This window comes from Streptomyces sp. NPDC006602, from assembly GCF_042870385.1.
Taxonomy (GTDB): Bacteria; Actinomycetota; Actinomycetes; order Streptomycetales; family Streptomycetaceae; genus Streptomyces.
Genome location: NZ_JBIAHG010000012.1, coordinates 139,850 through 159,967, shown reverse-complemented (window position 1 = coordinate 159,967; position 20,118 = coordinate 139,850). Strand labels below are relative to the sequence as shown.

The window sequence follows — 20,118 nt, the reverse complement described above, 5'->3', positions numbered from 1 at the left end:
CCAGGCCGTACGCATTCGGCGTACGGAACCGGCGAGACAGGACACAGAAAGCTCCCGTGCGGCGCCCGCGCCCCGGACGGCGGCACCGCGCAACGCGCGAGCCGCGGACGTCACCGGCATCTCGCCGGACCAGGTGCGGCGCCCGGGAGCCCGACGGGAGAAATGCCCGCATGCTCGAACCGACCGAACCCACCGAGGGTTCCGAACCCAACACTCCGAGCGACACCCTGCCGCCGCGTCGTCGGCGCCGTGCCGCTTCCCGCCCGGCGGGTCCGCCGGTCGCCTCGTCCGAGGCTCCGGAGGAGACCGTCGCGCCGGCCATACCGGCCGCGGAGGCCGAGGACCTCGTCACCGACGAGGAAGAGCTCGCCGAGGGCGCCGAGACCACTGGGACGGTGGAAGCCGAGGCTGTCGAGAGCCCAGCGGCCGAAGAGGCCGCGCCGGCTCCTCGTACGCGTCGGCGTGCCACGCGCCGGGTGTCCGCGCCCGCCGGGGCTTCCGCCGCTGTCGAGGCCACCGAGACCGTGGTACCTGTGAGCGCTGCCGGTGACGCCGGTGCACAGGAGGCGCAGGAGGCCGAGGCTGTCGAGACCCCTGCGGCCGAAGAGGCCGCGCCGGCTCCTCGTACGCGTCGGCGTGCCACGCGCCGGGTGTCCGCACCCGCCGGGGCGCCGGATTCCGCCGAGGCCGCGGAGGCTGCCGAGGTCGTTGTGCCCGCTGCCGCCGAGCCCGTCGCCGAGAGGGCCGCGGTCGAGGACGTCGAGGCTCCGGCCGAGGCACCCGCCGCGCGTACCACGCGTCGCCGTGCCACCCGCCGCGCCTCCGCGCCTGCCGGGGCGCCGAAGGCGGAGGATGCCGCCGCCGAGACGCTGCAGGCCGCGCAGGCCGTCGAGACGGCCGAAGCCGCCGGTGAGGCGGTGGACCTCCCCACGGACACCGACACCGCCGCCGCAGAGGCCGCGCCGGCTCCTCGTACGCGTCGGCGTGCCACGCGCCGGGTGACCGCGCCCGCCGGTACGGACTCGGAGTCGGCCGAGGAGGCCGTCGTGACGAGCACCCCCGAGCCCGAGGTTCCCGCCGCCGCGGAGGCCGAGGCGCCGCAGGAGCCCGCCGAGGACGCCTCCCCGCGTCGGCGTCGTCGGGTCGCCCGCAAGGCCGCCACCGGCTTTGCCGCGCCCGCGCAGCCGGCCGCCGGAGAGGACGAGGCACCGCGTCGGCCGGCGCGGCCCGCCGTCGCCGTGTTCCAGGCACCCGTCTTCACCGAGCCGCAGTTCCAGACGCCGCAGCGGGCCGCTGCCGCCGCGGCCGCCGAGGCCGAGCCCGAGCCCGAACCCGAGCCCCGGGTCGAGCCCGCGGCGGTCGAAGAGACCGCGGAGACCTCCGAGGAGCAGGGCGGCCGGCGTCGGCGCCGCCGCCGTGGCTCCGCCCCCGCGCAGGAGCCCGAGGCGCCGGCCGTGCAGGCCGCCCCCGAGTCCGTCGTCGAGGAGGAGCCGGACGAGGCCGAGGAGGCCGAGGACTCCGCCGAGGGCGACGAGAACGAGGACACCGGTTCGCGCCGGCGTCGCCGTCGCGGCGGCCGTCGCCGCCGCCGGGGCGACCTGGCCGACTCCGAGTCGGGCGAGGGCCAGGACTCCGACGGCGACGAGCTCGCCGACGAGCAGGCCGCACAGGACGCCGAGGACACCGCCGAGCAGGCCGATGAGGATGCCGAGGACGCTGCGGACGCCGATGACCGCGAGGGCGGCTCCGGTTCCAGCAGCAGCCGTCGCCGTCGGCGTCGTCGCCGGCGTGCCGGTGACTCCTCGACCGACGTCGAGCCCGGAGACAGTGACCCCGAGCGGACCGTCGTCAAGGTCCGCGAGCCGCGCAAGCCCTCCGAGCCGTCCGACGAGGTGCAGTCCATCAAGGGCTCGACCCGTCTGGAGGCCAAGAAGCAGCGCCGCCGGGAAGGCCGTGAGCAGGGGCGCCGACGCGTTCCGATCATCACCGAGGCGGAGTTCCTGGCCCGCCGCGAGGCCGTCGAGCGCGTGATGGTGGTCCGCCAGTACGGCGACCGTACGCAGATCGGCGTCCTGGAGGACGGCGTGCTCGTCGAGCACTACGTCAACAAGGAGCAGTCGACCTCGTACGTCGGCAACGTCTACCTCGGCAAGGTGCAGAACGTGCTGCCGTCGATGGAGGCCGCCTTCATCGACATCGGTAAGGGCCGCAACGCCGTGCTGTACGCCGGTGAGGTCAACTTCGAGGCGCTGGGCATGGGCAACGGCCCGCGGCGCATCGAGAGCGCGCTGAAGTCCGGGCAGTCGGTGCTCGTGCAGGTGACGAAGGACCCGATCGGGCACAAGGGCGCGCGGCTGACCAGCCAGGTGTCGCTGCCCGGCCGGTACCTCGTCTACGTGCCCGAGGGCTCGATGACCGGCATCAGCCGCAAGCTGCCCGACACCGAGCGGGCCCGGCTGAAGACCATCCTCAAGAAGATCGTCCCCGAGGACGCGGGCGTGATCGTGCGCACCGCCGCCGAGGGCGCGAGCGAGGACGAGCTGCGCCGGGACGTCGAGCGGCTGCAGGGGCAGTGGGAGGACATCCAGAAGAAGTCGAAGAACGGCGGCAGCTCGAACGCGCCGACGCTGCTGTACGGCGAGCCGGACATGACCGTCCGGGTCGTCCGCGACATCTTCAACGAGGACTTCACCAAGGTCATCGTGAGCGGTGACGACGCGTGGGAGACCATCCACGGATACGTCTCGCACGTCGCGCCGGATCTCGCCGAGCGGCTGCAGAGGTGGACCAGCGAGGTCGACGTCTTCGCCACGTACCGGATCGACGAGCAGCTCGCCAAGGCGCTGGACCGTAAGGTCTGGCTGCCGAGCGGCGGTTCGCTGGTGATCGACCGGACCGAGGCGATGGTCGTCGTCGACGTCAACACCGGCAAGTTCACCGGTCAGGGCGGCAACCTCGAGGAGACGGTCACCAGGAACAACCTGGAGGCGGCCGAGGAGATCGTGCGCCAGCTCAGGCTGCGCGACCTCGGCGGCATCATCGTCATCGACTTCATCGACATGGTGCTGGAGTCCAACCGGGACCTGGTGCTGCGGCGCCTGCTCGAGTGCCTGGGCCGCGACCGTACGAAGCACCAGGTCGCCGAGGTCACCTCGCTGGGCCTGGTCCAGATGACCCGCAAGCGGGTCGGCCAGGGGCTGCTGGAGTCGTTCTCCGAGACCTGCGTGCACTGCAACGGCCGTGGCGTCATCGTCCACATGGAGCAGCCGACCTCCGCCGGAGGCGGCGGCAAGCGCCGCAAGCGCGGGCGCGGCGGTGACGGGCAGGTCCACGAGCACGAGGCGGCCGTCGAGGCCCCCGAGGAGATCGAGACCGAGGCCGAGGTGGCCGCCGAGGTCGCCGAGCCCCTCGCGCTGGCCGACGTCGACTTCGAGCCGGACGAGGAGCTGTACAGCAGCGTCGCCGAGGCGGAGGCCGCGGCCGGTCGGGGCCGTTCGAGGCGCCGGGCGAGCCGGCGGGCGTCGGCTCCGGCGGGCGCGCCGAAGCGGGACGACCGGCGTCGTGAGACGAGGGTCGAGGCCGAGGCCGAGGCGCCGACGGCTCAGGACGTGACGGCCGAGGAAGAGGCCGAGCGTCCGGTGCAGATGGAGGAGGCCGCTGTCGCGCATGCCGAGCCCGTCGCCGCCGAGGACCCGGTCGTCGAGGCGCCGGCCGCGGAGCCGGTCGCCGAGCCGGTCGCTGACGAGGCCGCGCCCAGGGGCCGTGGCCGTCGCCGGGCGACCCGCAAGGTGTCCGCTCCGGCCGGTTCGCCTGCGGGCGCCGAGGCGGCCGTGGTGACGGTCGCCGAGACCGCGCCCGCGGTCGAGCCGCAGGCCGATCAGGCTCCGGCGCCGGTCGCCGAGGCCGCTGCCGAGGCACAAGCCGAGAGCGCCGCCCCGGCCCGTCCGAGGCGCCGTGCCGTGCGCAAGGCCACCGCGCCCACCGCGTCCGAGGAGGCGGCCGTCGTGGTCGTCCCGGCGGCCGCGGAGGAGCCGGTGGAGGAGCCGGCCGAGGCTCCTGCCGAGGTAGAGGCCGAGGTAGAGGCCGAGATCGAGGCCGACGCCGAGACTGAGGCCGCGGAAGCGGCTCCGGCCAAGAAGACGGCCCGTAAGACGGCCAAGAAGGCCACGGCGAAGAAGGCCGCCACCAAGAAGACGGTGGCCAAGAAGACGGCAGCGAAGAAGACCGCAGCCAAGAAGACGACCGCCAAGAAGGCGGCGTCGAAGAAGACGGCGGCTGCCGAGCAGCAGTCGCTCCGGTCCGTCTCGGCCCCCGCCGACGAGGCCTGACGCCACTCCGTGGTGAAAACGTGATCCGCCCCCGGTCCGACCGGGGGCGGATCACGTTTGCCCAGGCCACGAGTGGTCACCCGGGGATTACGTGTGTGAACGAAAGGTGAATCAACGGCTGCGTCACAGGGTTATGATGTGAGCCGAGATTGACGCTAAATTCAGACAAATTGGGATTTTAATTCCCGTATGTGCACAGTATTGGGGCGCAATACGTGAAGGCTCTCGTGCTCTCCGGGGGAGCGGGCACCCGCCTCCGCCCGATCACCCACACCTCGGCCAAACAGCTGGTGCCGGTCGCCAACAAGCCTGTGCTCTTCTACGGGCTCGAAGCGATCGCCGAAGCCGGGATCAGCGAGGTCGGAATCGTCGTCGGCGACACCGCGGACGAGATCCGCGAGGCGGTGGGCGACGGCTCGCTCTTCGGGATCAAGGTCACCTACATCCCGCAGGAATCGCCGCTGGGGCTCGCCCACGCGGTGCTCATCGCCCAGGACTTCCTCGGTGACGACGACTTCGTCATGTACCTCGGCGACAACTTCATCGTCGGTGGCATCACCGGCCTGGTGGAGGGGTTCCGGGCCGAGCGGCCCGACGCGCAGATCCTGCTCACCAAGGTTCCCAACCCCACCTCCTTCGGTGTCGCGGAACTCGGCCCCGACGGCCGGGTGGTGGGCCTGGAGGAGAAGCCGAAGCAGCCCAAGAGCGATCTGGCGCTCGTCGGCGTCTATCTGTTCACCCCGGCCATCCACGAGGCCGTCCGCTCCATCGAGCCCTCCTGGCGCGGCGAGCTGGAGATCACGCACGCCATCCAGTGGCTGATCGACGAGAAGCGTGACGTCCGCTCCACCACCATCTCCGGCTACTGGAAGGACACCGGCAACGTCACCGACATGCTGGAGGTCAACCGGTCCGTCCTGGAGACCGTGGAGCCGCACAACGCGGGCACGGTGGACGAGGGCAGCGAGATCATCGGCCGGGTGCGCATCGAAGAGGGTGCCCGGGTCAGTGGCAGCCGGATCGTCGGACCTGCCATCATCGGTGCCGGCACGGTGGTCAACGACGCGTACATCGGCCCGTTCACCTCGGTCTCGGAGGACTGCCGGATCGAGGACAGCGAGATCGAGTACTCCATCGTGCTGCGCGGCTCCTCCGTGACCGGCGTGCGCCGGGTGGAGGCCTCGCTGATCGGGCGCGACGTCGTCGTCACGCCGGCTCCCCGTAACCCCAAGGCCCACCGGCTCGTGCTCGGTGATCACAGCAAGGTGCAGATCTCTTCATGACGGCCCCCACCTCTCCCGCCCACCCGACCCGGATTCTGGTGACCGGCGGTGCCGGTTTCATCGGCTCGCACTACGTCCGTACGCTGCTCGGCCCCGAGGGCCCCGGTGATGTCGCGATCACCGTCCTGGACAAGCTGACGTACGCGGGCAACCCGGCCAACCTCGACGAGGTGCGCGCGCACCCCGGATTCGCCTTCGTACAGGGCGACATCTGCGATCCGGAGCTGGTCGGCAAGCTGATGGCCGAGCACGACCAGGTGGTGCATTTCGCCGCCGAGTCGCACGTCGACCGTTCCATCGACGGCGGCGCGGAGTTCGTCCGCACGAACGTCGTCGGCACGCACACGCTCATCGACGCGGCGCACCGGGCGGGCATCAAGACCTTCGTCCACATCTCCACCGACGAGGTCTACGGCTCGATCGACGAGGGCTCCTGGCCCGAGACGCACCCGCTGGAGCCCAACTCGCCGTATTCCTCGGCGAAGGCCTCCAGTGACCTGATCGCGCTGTCGTACCACCGCACCCACGGCCTGGACGTCCGCGTCACCCGCTGCTCCAACAACTACGGGCACCACCACTTCCCCGAGAAGGTCATCCCGCTCTTCGTGACCAACCTCCTCGACGGCAAGAAGGTCCCGCTGTACGGCGACGGCGGCAACGTCCGCGACTGGCTGCACATCGACGACCACGTCCAGGGCATCGAGCTGGTCCGCACCAAGGGCCGCGCGGGCGAGGTCTACAACATCGGCGGCGGCACCGAGCTCTCCAACAAGGAGCTCACCGGCCTGCTGCTCAAGGCGTGCGGCGCCGACTGGGAGACCAGCGTCGAGTACGTCGAGGACCGCAAGGGCCACGACCGCCGCTACTCCGTCGACTGCACGAAGATCCGCGAGGAGCTCGGCTACGAGCCCCGCAAGAGCTTCGAGCAGGGCCTGGCGGAGACGGTCCAGTGGTACCGCGAGAACCGCGCCTGGTGGGAGGCGCTGAAGGAGCGGGCGGCGCTGTGACCTACAACGGGACCTGGCTGGTCACCGGCGCGGGGGGCATGCTCGCGCAGGACGTCCTCGCGCGGCTCGCCGCCGCGGGGATCTCCGCCGTCGCGGCCCCCCGCACCGAACTGGACATCACCGATCCGGCTTCGGTGGGCGCGGCGGTGGCCGCACACCGCCCGGCCGTGGTCGTCAACTGCGCCGCCTGGACGGCCGTGGACGACGCCGAGTCCCGCGAGGACGAGGCGCTGCGGATCAACGGCGACGGCCCGCGCCACCTCGCCGAGGCGTGCGCGGAGACCGGGGCCGTACTCCTGCAGGTGTCCACGGACTACGTGTTCACCGGCGACGCCGAGAAGCCGTACCCCGAGGACGCGCCCACCGGGCCGCGCAGCGCGTACGGGCGCACCAAGCTGGCGGGCGAGCAGGCGGTCCTCGCGGCGCTCCGGGAGACCGGCTACGTGGTGCGCACGGCCTGGCTGTACGGCGCGGGCGGCGGCAACTTCGTCCGTACGATGATCAAGCTGGAGGGCGTCAAGGACACCCTCGACGTGGTCGACGACCAGCGCGGCCAGCCCACCTGGACGGCCGACCTCGCCGACCGGCTGGTCCGCCTCGGCCAGGGCGCCCTCGCGGGCACCGCGCCGGCCGGCGTCTACCACGGCACCAGCGGTGGCGAGACGACGTGGTTCGGCTTCACGCGGGCCATCTTCGAGCAGCTGGGCGCCGATCCGGAGCGGGTGCGCCCCACCACCAGCGCGGCCTTCGTACGGCCGGCGCCCCGGCCCGCGTACAGCGTGCTGGGCCACGACCGGTGGGCGGCGGCGGGCATCGAGCCGATCCGGGACTGGCGCGAGGCGCTGACCGAGGCGTTTGGCGCGCTGCTCGCGGCGGAGCGGGGCTGACCGGAGCCGACCGGACGACCGCGGTGGCCGGGTCCTGCCTTCGGGCGGGGCCCGGCCACCGGCTTTCCTGGAACTTCCGTGCAACCGAACGCGACGGCCGGTGGTCCCACTCCCATGAGGCAAAGGCTTGGCGTCGGCGTGGTCCTGGTTCTCCTGCTGTCCGCCTGCGGGTCGGGCGGGTCGGACTCGGACGGGAAGGACAGACAGACACACCGGGCCGCCGTACCGTCGGACTCCGCGGAGAAAGGGACGGGACGGCCTGCCGTCCGGTCGGACTTCGACGGGGACGGGTACGGGGATCTGGTCTTGACCGACGGGAGCGCGACCGTCAACGGGAAGTACGCCGCCGGGTACGCGGCCGTGATCCGCGGCTCCTCGAAGGGCCCGGTACTCGAAGGAAAGCAGGTCGTCACCCAGGACGACCTGGGGCTCGGCAAGGCAGGCGAGGGCGGCGGATTCGGAAGCCGGGGCGTGACCGCCGACCTGGACGGTGACGGGCGGGCCGACTTCGTCACCCAGGCGGGCAGGAGCACGGTCTTCGTCGTCTGGGGAAGCGCCGAGGGGCTGTCCAAAGCGGCCCGGCTGACAGGTACCGCCCCTCTCTCCGGTGACTTCGACGGTGACGGGCGGGCCGACCTCGTCGTCGCCGGGAGCGAGGACAACACCGCACAGCTCCTCCTGGGGCCGTTCGACCGCGAGGGCGTGCCGCGCCGCACGGTCTCTCTCGACCTGACGCCCAGCGACCCGTACTTCACCGCGAGGCCAACCACCGCCGGGGACATGACGGGGGACGGCAAGGACGACCTCCTTGTCACGTGGTCCCATGTCTTCGCGGACGAGGAGCCCATCCCCCGCGCCACCCTCGTGTACCGAGGCACCGCCGACGGGAAGCTCGTCAAGGGCCCACGCCTGAAGGACGACCAGGGCAAGGACTTCTACGGCGCGTGGCTGCAGACGGGGGACGTGAACAAGGACGGCTTCGCCGACGTCGTGGCGGGACTCGGCTGCGAGATGCTCGGCGATTTCATGATCCCGGAGGGCGGCACCAGCGTGGTTGTCCTGTACGGCGGCCCCTCGGGGGAGAGCTCGAAGCTCAACCCCCTGCGCCTCACCGAGAGGACCACCGGGTTGCCTGTCGAAGGGCCCTTCTCCTCCTGCACGTTCGGCGTCGATCCCTCGGTCGGTGACATCGACGCCGACGGATACGCCGATGTGGTGTTCTCGGTCAGGACCGGTACCGAACAGGACGGCGAAAGCAGCCTCGTCCTACTGAAGGGGAGCGCCTGGGGCCTCACGGTGGACGGGGCGAAGTCCCTGCCCGGCGGCCATGCCGCGATGCTGGACACGAACGGCGACCGAGCGGCCGATCTCGCGGTCCAGGGCCCGGGGGACGGCGAGGTGCGGGTGCTGCGCGGCGGGCCGGACGGCGTCGAGCTCTCTACGGCGCTGGTGGTCAAGGAGGCCGATCTCGATCTCGGACCGGAGATATCGAGCCCCGGACGCTTCTTCAGGGTGGTCGAATGACGCCCGTTCCCTACCGGCGAGTACGTAAACCTTCCGTGAACTTCCGAGAAAGCTTACGCCAGAGCCTTTGAATGAGTAACTTCGCCGGAAACAAGAACAGCCGGAACCCCTCGAAAGGCCGCTTCAGTGGACCGTCATGAACTCCTGCGTGGACTGCACCGTATCTACCGGCCGCGAAACTACCTGGAGATCGGCGTCAACGACGGCCGCAGCCTGGCACTTTCGCGCGTCGCGTCCGTCGCGATCGACCCCGCCTTCAAGGTGGTGACGTCGATCAGCTGCGACGTCCACCTGGTCCAGTCGACCAGTGACGACTTCTTCGCCCGCAAGGACCCGCTGGTCCACCTGCGCCGCGGCCGCAACCCCTTCCGCGCCCTCGCCCGCCGCGACCCGCTGGGAATGCTCGGCGGCGACCCCACCCTCGAGCTGTCCTTCATCGACGGCATGCACCTCTTCGAGTACGCGCTGCGCGACTTCATGAACGTGGAGCGCCACTCCCGCTGGTCGAGCGTGATCGTGCTCGACGACATGCTGCCGCGCGACGTCGACGAGGCGGCGCGCGACCGGCACACCAAGTTCTGGACGGGCGACGTCTACAAGCTGGTGACCGTCCTGCGGAAGTACCGCCCCGATCTGACGGTGCTCGAGATCGACACCGCGCCGACCGGTGTCGCCGTGGTCTTCGGAGCCGACCCGCAGAACACGGTGCTCAAGGACAAGTACGACGAGATCATCAAGGAGTACGTCGTCCCGGACCCGCAGGCGGTCCCCGAAGAGGTCCTCGTGCGCAAGCACGCCGTGCAGCCCGAGGCGCTGCTCGGGGCCGACTTCTGGCCCGCCCTGGTCCGCGCCCGGAACCTGCGCCGCCCGCGCGCGGGCTTCGAGAAGCTGCGCGGCCAGATAGCGGCGCTGGGCGGCTGATCTTTCCGTACGACACGAGGAGGGGCCCCGCGGAAGATCCGCGGGGCCCCTCCTCGTTGTTCTCAGCCGCGCAGCTGCGCCGCGTACGCCTGGCAGGCCTCGTACGACGGCAGCAGGCCCTGAGCCTCGGCCTGGGCCAGGGTCGGCGCCGCGGAGTCCTTCTCGGACAGGACGGGCGCCAGGCCCGAGGGCCACTCGATGCCCAGGTCGGGGTCGAGCGGGTGGATGCCGTGCTCACGCTGCGGGGCGTACCCCTCGGAGCACAGGTAGACCACCGTCGCGTCGTCGGTCAGCGCCATGAAGGCGTGCCCGAGCCCCTCGGACAGATAGACGGAGTGGTGGTCCACGTCGTCCAGCCGCACGGCCTCCCACTGCTTGTACGTGGGCGAGCCGGTGCGGATGTCGACGATGACGTCCAGCACCGCGCCGCGCACGCACTTGACGTACTTGGCCTGGCTGGGCGGCACGTCGGCGAAGTGGATGCCGCGCAGGGTGCCGCGGCTGGAGACCGAACAGTTGGCCTGCGCCAGGTTCAGCCCGTGGCCGGTGGCCTCCGCGAAGTCCGCCCCCTTGAACCACTCGTGGAAGCTCCCGCGAGCGTCTGGAAAGACCTTCGGTTCGTGCACCCAGGCGCCGGCGATGCCGAGCTCCCGCATGTGATCACATCCTTACTGTGGTGCGTGTACGTACTGAGTGTCCTGGCGTGGAGCCGGTCAGCCGACCAGCTTCGCCGCGAGTCGGCGGAGCTTCTTGCGGGCCGGGGACGGAAGCCTGCGGACGACCGGACCGCCGACGGCGCGCAGCCTGCGCCGCAGGACCGCCTTGCGCCGCCTGGCCAGTTCCGGCCCCACCAGCCCGGCATCCACGACGGCGAGCTCGCTGCCGAGCCGCAGCCGCCCGTTGCTCTCGACGGTCACCTCGCAGAGCGGAAGGGCGGCGCTCTTCTCGCCGTCCAGTTTCGCCGAAAGGTTCCAGCGGCCGGCGGGCACGTTCACCGGGCGCTGGGGGAGGGGTATGTGGGCGCGGCCGGCGACGGGACGGATCTCGGCGGGCAGCTGGAACGTACGGCCGTCCTCGGAGCTCAGGACCAGCTGGGTCTTCAGCGGCGCGGTCTTCGGACGGGTGAACACGTCGAGCCGCAGTTCCGGCCGGTTGCCGGGCATCCGCAGCACCGGGCGGCCTTCGAGGTACGGCACCAGCTTCTTGCCGCGGCGGGCGACGTCGAGGGTGAGGTTGCCGTGCGGGTCGGTGAAGTACGGGATGACCGGGCGGGCGGGGGAGCCGAGCAGCGCCGGGCGGCAGTCGTCGTCGACGTGCGCCGCGCGGTCGGCGCCCAGGCGGGCCTTGCGGACCACGCCGAGGCCGCGGACCGGAACCCAGATGTCCCAGAAGCCGCGGGAAACGGGGCCACGGCCCTTGGCGCCCTGGGGGCTGACCTGGCCGGTGCCGCGCAGGAGCACCTGGCAGGCGTCGTCGCCCAGGTCCTCGACGATGGAGGTGTACTGCGAGGGACAGGGCCACTCGACGGCCGTCTCGCGGTTGCGCAGCGACATCTCGGCCTTGAAGCCGTTCATCTCGTCCGTGACGTCGACCAGTTCGCCGTCCTTCAGCACCCCCTCGGTGTACTCGGGGTGCAGGAAGAGCCGGCCGTCGCGGCGCAGCAGCTTGAGCGGTTCGCCGTCCTCGCCGTGGACCAGCCGGGCCGTGACGGTGACGGCCATCTTGCCGTCGGGCTGCCAGGCGACGTCCTCGAGCCGGGCCGCGCCCTTGATGGAGGCGGCGAAGCGGGCGATGCGCACCAGGCCCTGACGGTCGTCGCGGCGCAGCAGCGTGGACCGGACGCGGCTGAGCGCACCGAGCCCGTCGTGCACGCCGTCACCCATGAACTCCTCGGCCAGCGGCCGCACGGCGTCGACCATCTCGTCGAGGTAGTCCGCGTTGTACTTGAGGACGGAGGGCTCGCTGAGTCGGCCGAGCATCTCCACTCGGTAGAAGCGGCGCAGCAGCAGGTCCCGGAATGCACCGGGCTCCGTGTTCGCGACCACGACGTCGAGGACCTCGCGGAGGTTTCCGTAATAGCCGGACGGGACGATCTTGGCGGATCCCGCGTTGTTTCCGTCGTCGCGCTTCGAGTAGTAGTAGCAGGTGTAGCTGCCGAGAATGGAGACGACCTTCGCGGGGAAGTACGCCTCCATCATGTAGAGCTGGTCCTCCAGGCGCCGCTTGCCCTCGGGATAGGCGATGTTGTTCTCGCGGAGGAATTCGACGCGGAACATCTTGTGCGGCGTGAGGCTGTCGTACAGGGGTGCGTCCTTGAGGGAGCACTTCTCCCGGTCCACCCGGAAGACACCGTGCGGGACGCCGCGGAAGTTGCTGGCCACCTTGCCGATGACGATGTCGGAGCCGTTGCGGTGCCCCATGTCGTACATCCGGCGCAGCGCGTCGGAGGCGAGGTAGTCGTCCTGGTCGAGGAACTGGACGTACTCTCCCGCGGCCTCGCTCACACCGATGTTTCTGGGTTTTCCGGGCCAGCCGGAATTCGGTATGTGAATCACCCGGAAATGCGGGTGCTCCTTGGCCAGGGCGTCCAGCTCGGCGGGTGTGTCGTCGGTCGAGCCGTCATCCACGAAGAGAACTTCGAATTCGTCGGCAGGCAGGGTCTGCCGCAAAAGTGAGTCAACACAGGGCTTGATGTACTTTCCTGGGTTGTACACCGGGATGATGACGCTCACCTTGGTCGGCATCTGCTACCTGTCTCCTGTCCGAAAGCCCTGAGGGGGTGGCCGTCGCGTGTATGGCCGGGGCCATTGGGGTGTATGGCCGGTGTCACAGAGTATCCGCAGGGGTTCTGGGTATGTGAGTGAGGTTTACCGCAGCCGGGGCGGCCCCCCCCGCCAGGGCGGGCGGACCCGGTTTGACCGGGCCTGGGGCGGCCCGTAACCTTGACCCTCGGTGTGTCTCCGTACACATCTACCCCTGAGCACCCCACCTCCTGCTCTGCGAGCAGGGGAGGCCGCTCGTCCACATCCGGATCATCGGGCCCCCGGGTCCGTGTGAGCGGCTGGCATCAGGGGGTCCGTCCCGAGTGAGAGAGAGATCCGCGTGTACGCCATCGTGCGCAGCGGTGGTCGCCAGCACAAGGTTGCTGTCGGCGACATCGTTGAGGTTGACAAGATTCCCACCGCCAAGGTTGGCGACACCGTAGAGCTCTCTACGCTGCTCGTTGTCGACGGCGAAGCTGTGACCAGCGACCCGTGGGTGCTGGCCGGCATCAAGGTCCAGGCCGAGATCGTGGACCACCACAAGGGTGTGAAGATCGACATCCTTCGCTACAAGAACAAGACCGGCTACCGCCGTCGTCAGGGCCACCGCCAGCAGTACACGGCGATCAAGGTCACTGAGATCCCCGCGGCTGCGAAGTAAGGGACTGAGGACACATGGCACACAAGAAGGGCGCATCGTCCACCCGGAACGGTCGCGACTCCAATGCCCAGCGGCTCGGCGTGAAGCGCTTCGGCGGTCAGGTCGTCAACGCGGGTGAGATCCTGGTCCGCCAGCGCGGCACCCACTTCCACCCCGGCGCGGGCGTCGGCCGTGGCAGCGACGACACGCTGTTCGCGCTGCAGCCCGGTGCGGTGGAGTTCGGTACCCACCGTGGCCGCAAGGTCGTGAACATCGTTCCGGTCGCCTGATCGGAAGCTTTCGCGAGGCGGACCTCACTTCCCTCACGGGAAGCGGGTCCGCCTTTCGTTTGTTACGCAAGAGACATACCTGTACGTATTTCCAAAGTGCTGGAGGCACCCCCAATGACCACCTTCGTGGACCGCGTCGAGCTGCACGTCGCCGCGGGTAACGGAGGCCACGGCTGTGCCTCCGTACACCGGGAGAAGTTCAAGCCGCTCGGCGGCCCGGACGGCGGCAACGGCGGGCGCGGCGGCGACGTCATCCTGACCGTCGACCAGTCCGTGACCACGCTGCTCGACTACCACCACTCCCCGCACCGCAAGGCCACCAGCGGCAAGCCCGGCGAGGGCGGCAACCGTTCCGGCAAGGACGGGCAGGACCTCGTCCTGCCGGTGCCGGACGGCACCGTCGTCCTCGACAGGGCGGGCAACGTGCTCGCCGACCTGGTCGGGCACGGCACGTCGTACGTCGCCGCACAGGGCGGCCGTGGCGGTCTCGGCAACGCTGCGCTGGCGTCCGCGCGGCGCAAGGCGCCGGGCTTCGCGCTGCTCGGTGTGCCGGGGGACACGCAGGACATCGTCCTGGAGCTGAAGACCGTCGCGGACGTGGCACTGGTCGGCTACCCGAGCGCCGGAAAGTCCTCGCTGATCTCCGTGATGTCGGCCGCCAAGCCGAAGATCGCGGACTACCCGTTCACCACGCTGGTGCCGAACCTGGGCGTGGTCACGGCCGGCTCGACCGTCTACACGGTCGCCGACGTGCCGGGCCTCATCCCGGGCGCCAGCCAGGGCAAGGGCCTGGGCCTGGAGTTCCTGCGGCACGTGGAGCGGTGCAGCGTGCTGGTGCACGTGCTGGACACGGCGACGCTGGAGTCCGACCGCGACCCGGTGTCCGACCTCGACATCATCGAGGCGGAGCTGCGGGAGTACGGCGGGCTCGGCGACCGGCCCCGCGTCGTCGTCCTGAACAAGATCGACGTACCGGACGGCAAGGACCTCGCCGAGATGGTGCGGCCGGACCTGGAGGCCCGGGGCTACCGGGTCTTCGCGGTGTCGGCGGTGGCGCACACGGGGCTGAAGGAGCTGTCGTTCGCGCTGGCCGAGATGGTCGGCGCGCACCGGGCCGCCAAGCCGAAGGAAGAGGCCACCCGGATCGTCATCCGGCCGAAGGCCGTCGACGACGCGGGCTTCACCGTGACGCTCGAGGAGGACGGCCTGTACCGGGTGCGGGGCGAGAAGCCCGAGCGCTGGGTGCGGCAGACCGACTTCAGCAACGACGAGGCCGTCGGCTACCTCGCGGACCGGCTCAACCGCCTCGGTGTGGAGGACGAGCTGATGAAGGCCGGGGCCCGCTCGGGCGACGGCGTCGCCATCGGTCCCGAGGACAACGCGGTCGTCTTCGACTGGGAGCCGACGGCGATGGCCGGTGCGGAGATGCTCGGTCGACGTGGCGAGGACCACCGGTTCGAGGCGCCGCGGCCCGCGGCACAGCGACGTCGGGACCGGCAGGCGGAGCGGGACGAGGCGACGCAGGAATTCGAGGACTTCGAGCCGTTCTAGTCCGAGCCGTTCCATTCCGAGCTGTCCAGCACCAACTGTCCAGTCCCGGCTGTTCCAGTACTGACCAGCCGTCACTTGTAAGGCGCGCAGGACCCGTTCACTTGTAAGTCAGTCCAGACCCGTTGCGACAAGCCCACGTTCACCGTGTGGTTCCCGTGTCGCAACGGGTCTCTTGTTGTCTCCCTGTTTGTCATGCACGCGAACCCCGAGGTTCAGCGGGCGGACCGCCCGCGGGCGTGAGCTTCCCCTGTCGAAGAGGCAAGCGAGGCAGGGGAGTTCACCGGATGACCGGAGCACTATCGCCCGACCGACGCCGCTTTCTGACCGCAGGTGCCGCCGTGCTCGGCGCCGCGGCCTCTGCCCAGCTGTGGCTGCCGGGCACCGCCCGGGCGGCCGAAACCCCGTTGCCCGACGGCGTGTTCAGCCTCGGCGTGGCGTCCGGCGACCCGCTGCCGGACGGCATCGTGCTGTGGACGCGGCTCGCCCCGGACCCGCTGAAGGGCGGCGGCATGCCCGACAGCATGGTGCCGGTGCAGTGGGAGCTCGCCGAGGACGGGCGGTTCAGAAACGTCGTCCGCCGGGGTACGGCCCAGGCCCAACCCGCGTACGGGCACAGCGTGCACGTCGATGTACGGGGACTGCGAGCGGGCCGCACCTACTGGTACCGCTTCCGGGCCGGTGGCCAGATCTCCCGCACCGGCCGCACCCGGACCGCCCCCGCCCGGCACCGCACCGGCGGCCACCTGAAGATGGCGCTCGCGTCCTGCCAGAACTGGCAGCACGGCTACTTCACGCCGTACGCCGACATGCTGGCCCAGGACCCCGACGTGGTCCTCTTCGTCGGCGACTACATCTACGAGTCGACGCCGTCGGCGACGGCCGTACGACGGCACGAAGGCACCGGTGAGCCGTGCACCCTCGCCCAGTACCGCAACCGGTACGCCCAGTACCGCACCGACCCCGACCTCGCGGCGATGCACGCGAACGCGCCCTTCGTGGTCACCTTCGACGACCATGAGGTCGACAACGACTTCGCCGGCGAGATCCCGCAGGACCCGGACAAGCAGACCCACGACGCGTTCGTGGTCCGGCTGACCGCGGCCTATCAGGCGTACTACGAGCACATGCCGGTGCGCGCGAGCGCCGTACCGAACGGACCGCACATCCGGATGTACCGCCGCCTGGAGTTCGGGCGGCTGGCCCGGCTCAACGTGCTGGACACCCGGCAGTTCCGCAGCGACCAGGCCACCAGCCAGGCCGGCGCCCAGGACCCGTCGCTGACGATGCTCGGCGCCGACCAGAAGCAGTGGCTGCTCGACGGGCTGCACGACTCGCCCGCCCGCTGGAACCTGATCGCCTCGCAGATCATGATGGCCGAGACCGACCTCCAGGTGGGCGAGGGCAAGCTCTGGTTCTACGACGCCTGGGATGGCTACCAGGCCGAACGAAACCAGTTCCTCGATGAGTTGTCGCAGGTCCGCAACCCGGTCGTGCTCACCGGCGACCGGCACCTCACGATGATCAGCGACCTCAGGAAGGACTTCGCGAACCCGGACTCCGCCGTCGTCGGGGCCGAGTTCGTCGGCACGTCCATCTCCAGCAACGGCGATCAGGACCAGGCCGCCTTCCGCAAGGAGTGGGACCCGCGGATGGCGGACAACCCGCACTGGAAGCTGCTCGACGCCCACCGCGGCTACCACCTGCTCGACATCCATCGCGACGGCATCGACGCGCAGGTAAGAATCGTGGACACGGTGCTGAAGCCGCAGGCCACCCCCGGGACGCTGGCGAAGCTGCGGGTCGAGGCGGGCCGGCCCGGCGTCCGGCTGGTGTGACAGCCAGGTGTGACCAGGCCGTATGAAGTCCGTGTGACGGGAGCCTGGGACTCATCCGTGTCCCAGGTCTCTCTCAGCACGGTCTCAGGAATTCCTCTTACCGTCTTCTGACTATGGAGACGGACTGTACGAGACATGACGATCCGGTGAACGCCGGGATCCCCCCGCTGCCCACCGGCACCCGGCTGTTGCACATAGGCCCGCACAAGACCGGCACGACCTCCATCCAGGGCGCGCTGTTCGCGGCGAAGGACGTGCTGCCCGAGCACGGCGTCGTCTTCCCGGCCAGTACCAGGCATCCCATGGAAGCGGTCCTGGCCGCCTGCGCCCGCCCCGGCCTGATGGGCAACACGAGCCCCACCGAACAGCACTGGCAGCGCCTTCTCGAGCAGGTGAACGCCACCGGCGGACGCACCTCGGTGATCAGCAGCGAGTTCTTCGCCGACGCCCCCGAAGACGAGACCGCCGCCCGGGTCGTCGAGGAACTCGGCGGCGACCGGGTGCACATCCTGATCACCCTGCGCCCCCTGGCGAGGATCCTGCCCTCGCAGTGGCAGCAGTACGTGCAGAACGGCCTGCGCATGGGCTACGAGAACTGGCTCGACCACATGCTCAGGAAGGCCCCGTACGAGAAGCCCAACCCCAGCTTCTGGCGCCGCCACCGGCACGACCGGCTGGTGGAGCGCTGGGCCCGGGTGGTCGGGCCCGGGCGGATCACCGTCGTCGTGGTCGATGACCGCGACCGGGGTGGACTGATGCGCACCTTCGAGCAGCTTCTCGGACTGCCCGAGAATCTCCTGCAGCCCGTTCCGGACGCGGCGAACCGTTCTCTTGCCCTCGCCGAGACCGAAATGCTGCGGAAACTTAACATGGAATTCCGCGGCAATGGCCTCCCGGACGAGCTCTATTCGCAGCTGATCCGCTACGGCGCCGTGATGCATATGAAGAACACGTGCACCCCAGGTCCCCAGGATGTGAAGATCGGTACGCCGCAGTGGGCCGTCGAGGCCGCCGCCCGGATCGGCGCCGAGATGGCGGAGCGGATCGGCGGAATGGGTGTACGCGTCCTCGGTGATCCGGCGTTGCTGTTCGCCGTACCGAAGCCCGCGGGGGTAACGTCCGGAAAGCCGCTGATCGCGCCCGAGGTGGCCGCCCAGGCCCTGTACGGTGCGCTCGCGGCGGCCGCGGCCGCGCCGGTGGGGCACACCGCCCCGGCCAAGGTGCGCACGGTCCACCAGACGTCTTCGAAGGAACTCGTCCGGGTACTCGGCCACCGCTGCCTGAAGCGGCTGCGGCGCCGCTGAGTCCCTGTGGAGTTACTCACAGCAATTTCCCGGGACCGCTGAAGGGGTGTCACTCAAACACCAGGAGTGCAAGGTGAATGACAGATGGCGCGCACATATGCGGTGGACGGCGCTCACCTTGCACTGCGGTAACCACAAGTGGGACCATTTCGAAGTTCCCTGTCGCCCCAAGGTAGGTCATCTGTGTCACAGCGCATAGCCAAGCCCCGTACCACCGCAGTGATCCTGGCCGGTGGCACCGGCCAGCGTGTGGGTCTTTCGATCCCGAAGCAGCTGCTGAAGATCGCCGGCAAGGCAGTCATCGAGCACACCCTGACCACCTTCGAGAAGGCGGACTCGATCGACGACATCATCGTGCTGATGGCGCCGGGCTACGTGCCCGACATCGAGAAGATCGTCGCGAAGGCCGGATTCCAGAAGGTCACGAAGATCATCGAGGGTGGCTCCACGCGGAACGAGACGACCGAGCGCGCCATCGCGGCCCTGGGCGAGGGGCTGGCCGACGGCGAGGATCTGAACGTCCTGTTCCACGACGCCGTACGCCCCCTGCTGTCGCGGCGCGTGATCGACGACTGCGTCACGGCCCTGGAGCGCTTCCAGGCCGTCGACGTCGCCATCCCGTCGGCGGACACCATCATCGTGACCCGCACCCACGGCGATGACGGCGAGTTCATCACGGAGATCCCGGACCGCTCCCGGCTGCGCCGTGGCCAGACCCCGCAGGCCTTCAAGCTGTCCACGATCCGCCGGGCCTACGAGGTCGCCGCCGGTGACCCCAACTTCCAGGCCACGGACGACTGCTCGGTCGTGCTCAAGTACCTGCCCGACGTGCCGATCCACGTCGTCGCGGGCGACGAGTACAACATGAAGGTGACCCAGCCGGTCGACGTCTTCATCGCCGACAAGCTGTTCCAGCTGGCCTCCACCGCCACGCCGGAGCAGAAGGGCGAGGAGGTCTACCGCGAACTCCTCACCGGCAAGACCGTCGTCGTCTTCGGCGGTTCGTACGGCATCGGCAAGGACATCGCCGAACTCGCCGAGTCCTACGGCGCCAAGGTGTACGCGCTGGGCCGCTCCACCACCGGCACCCACGTCGAGAACCCGGAGGAGGTCGACGACGCCCTGTCCAAGGCGTACGCCGAGACCGGGCGCATCGACTACGTCGTCAACACCGCGGGCGTACTGCGCATCGGCAAGCTGGCGGAGACCGACAACGCGACCATCGAGGAGGCGCTGAAGGTCAACTACCTGGCCCCGGTGCAGATCGCCCGGTCGTCGTACAAGTACCTCGCCGAGACCCAGGGCCAGCTGCTGCTGTACACCTCCAGCAGCTACACCCGCGGCCGCGCCGAGTACAGCCTCTACTCCTCGACCAAGGCCGCCATGGTGAACCTCACCCAGGCCCTGTCCGACGAGTGGGCCGGCGAGGGCATCCGGGTCAACTGCGTCAACCCGGAGCGCACCGCCACGCCGATGCGCACCAAGGCCTTCGGCCAGGAGCCCGCGGGCAGCCTGCTGTCCTCCGAGGCTGTGGCCCGGACCTCGCTCGACGTGCTGCTGTCCGAGCTGACCGGGCACGTCATCGACGTCCGTCAGCAGGACCCGACGGCGTCCGCCGGGCAGGCGTCCGGATTCGAGCAGGCGCTGGCCAGTGTCCTGGACCGCCAGGACGGCGTGGCATAATCACCGACCATTAGTAATCTGTCATTCAGGCCTCTGTGGCTGCCCGTTCGCGGAGCATTCGCAGGGGCCTGAATCCGTAAAATTACCGGACCGTGCACAAGAT

At 70.0% G+C, this 20,118-nt stretch carries 14 protein-coding genes; 12 read left to right on the top strand and 2 right to left on the bottom strand.

From position 1 onward, the window contains the following. The first annotated feature begins 170 nt into the window (after nt 1-170). The 6 genes from ACFYO2_RS28010 (at nt 171) to ACFYO2_RS27985 (ending at nt 9,950) form a co-directional block, all read left to right on the top strand. Nucleotides 171-4,328 carry an Rne/Rng family ribonuclease gene (locus tag ACFYO2_RS28010; protein ID WP_388354571.1) on the top strand — a complete coding sequence of 1,386 codons (4,158 nt, stop codon included), beginning with the start codon at nt 171-173 and terminating at the stop codon, nt 4,326-4,328. 215 nt (nt 4,329-4,543) lie between these two features. Further along, nucleotides 4,544-5,611, top strand: coding sequence for a glucose-1-phosphate thymidylyltransferase (locus tag ACFYO2_RS28005; protein WP_388354568.1), 1,068 nt, complete (start codon nt 4,544-4,546; stop codon nt 5,609-5,611). Further along, complete coding sequence (gene rfbB, locus ACFYO2_RS28000; protein ID WP_388354565.1) at nt 5,608-6,618, top strand: dTDP-glucose 4,6-dehydratase; 1,011 nt, start codon at nt 5,608-5,610, stop codon at nt 6,616-6,618. The genes ACFYO2_RS28005 and rfbB overlap by 4 nt, the downstream gene beginning before the upstream one ends. Then, nucleotides 6,615-7,505, top strand: coding sequence for a dTDP-4-dehydrorhamnose reductase (gene rfbD / locus ACFYO2_RS27995; protein ID WP_388354563.1), 891 nt, complete (start codon nt 6,615-6,617; stop codon nt 7,503-7,505). The genes rfbB and rfbD overlap by 4 nt, the downstream gene beginning before the upstream one ends. 306 nt (nt 7,506-7,811) lie before the next feature. After that, on the top strand, nt 7,812-9,029 hold the full coding sequence (locus ACFYO2_RS27990) for an FG-GAP repeat domain-containing protein (protein ID WP_388354560.1): 1,218 nt from the start codon (nt 7,812-7,814) through the stop codon (nt 9,027-9,029). A gap of 126 nt (nt 9,030-9,155) precedes the next feature. After that, nucleotides 9,156-9,950 (top strand): class I SAM-dependent methyltransferase, encoded by a 795-nt coding sequence (locus ACFYO2_RS27985; protein WP_388354558.1) that lies wholly within the window; start codon nt 9,156-9,158, stop codon nt 9,948-9,950. A gap of 62 nt (nt 9,951-10,012) precedes the next feature. Here ACFYO2_RS27985 and rfbC read toward each other — a convergent pair whose 3' ends face one another. Both rfbC and ACFYO2_RS27975 read right to left on the bottom strand, forming a co-directional pair. After that, nucleotides 10,013-10,606, bottom strand: a complete 594-nt coding sequence (gene rfbC / locus ACFYO2_RS27980) for a dTDP-4-dehydrorhamnose 3,5-epimerase (protein ID WP_388354555.1) — start codon at nt 10,604-10,606, stop codon at nt 10,013-10,015. Between the two features lie 57 nt (nt 10,607-10,663). Next, a complete protein-coding gene (locus ACFYO2_RS27975; RefSeq protein ID WP_388354552.1) occupies nt 10,664-12,694 on the bottom strand; it encodes a glycosyltransferase family 2 protein in 2,031 nt (676 codons plus the stop codon). A 358-nt stretch (nt 12,695-13,052) separates the two neighbouring features. Here ACFYO2_RS27975 and rplU point away from each other — a divergent pair, with 358 nt between their 5' ends. The 6 genes from rplU to ACFYO2_RS27945 all read left to right on the top strand — a co-directional run bounded on the left by rplU (nt 13,053) and on the right by ACFYO2_RS27945 (nt 20,015). Further along, on the top strand, nt 13,053-13,373 hold the full coding sequence (gene rplU, locus ACFYO2_RS27970; protein WP_164320786.1) for a 50S ribosomal protein L21: 321 nt from the start codon (nt 13,053-13,055) through the stop codon (nt 13,371-13,373). A 14-nt stretch (nt 13,374-13,387) separates the two neighbouring features. Next, complete coding sequence (gene rpmA, locus ACFYO2_RS27965) at nt 13,388-13,642, top strand: 50S ribosomal protein L27 (RefSeq protein ID WP_328400631.1); 255 nt, start codon at nt 13,388-13,390, stop codon at nt 13,640-13,642. A gap of 114 nt (nt 13,643-13,756) precedes the next feature. Next, nucleotides 13,757-15,193, top strand: coding sequence for a GTPase ObgE (gene obgE / locus ACFYO2_RS27960; RefSeq protein WP_388354548.1), 1,437 nt, complete (start codon nt 13,757-13,759; stop codon nt 15,191-15,193). A gap of 284 nt (nt 15,194-15,477) precedes the next feature. Then, entirely contained in the window at nt 15,478-17,028 is a 1,551-nt protein-coding gene (locus ACFYO2_RS27955; protein ID WP_388354545.1) for an alkaline phosphatase D family protein, read from the top strand. A gap of 113 nt (nt 17,029-17,141) precedes the next feature. Further along, nucleotides 17,142-18,332, top strand: coding sequence for a hypothetical protein (locus tag ACFYO2_RS27950; protein ID WP_388354542.1), 1,191 nt, complete (start codon nt 17,142-17,144; stop codon nt 18,330-18,332). Nucleotides 18,333-18,515: 183 nt separating this feature from the next. Next, a complete protein-coding gene (locus tag ACFYO2_RS27945) occupies nt 18,516-20,015 on the top strand; it encodes an SDR family NAD(P)-dependent oxidoreductase (RefSeq protein WP_388354539.1) in 1,500 nt (499 codons plus the stop codon). Nucleotides 20,016-20,118: the final 103 nt, after the last annotated feature.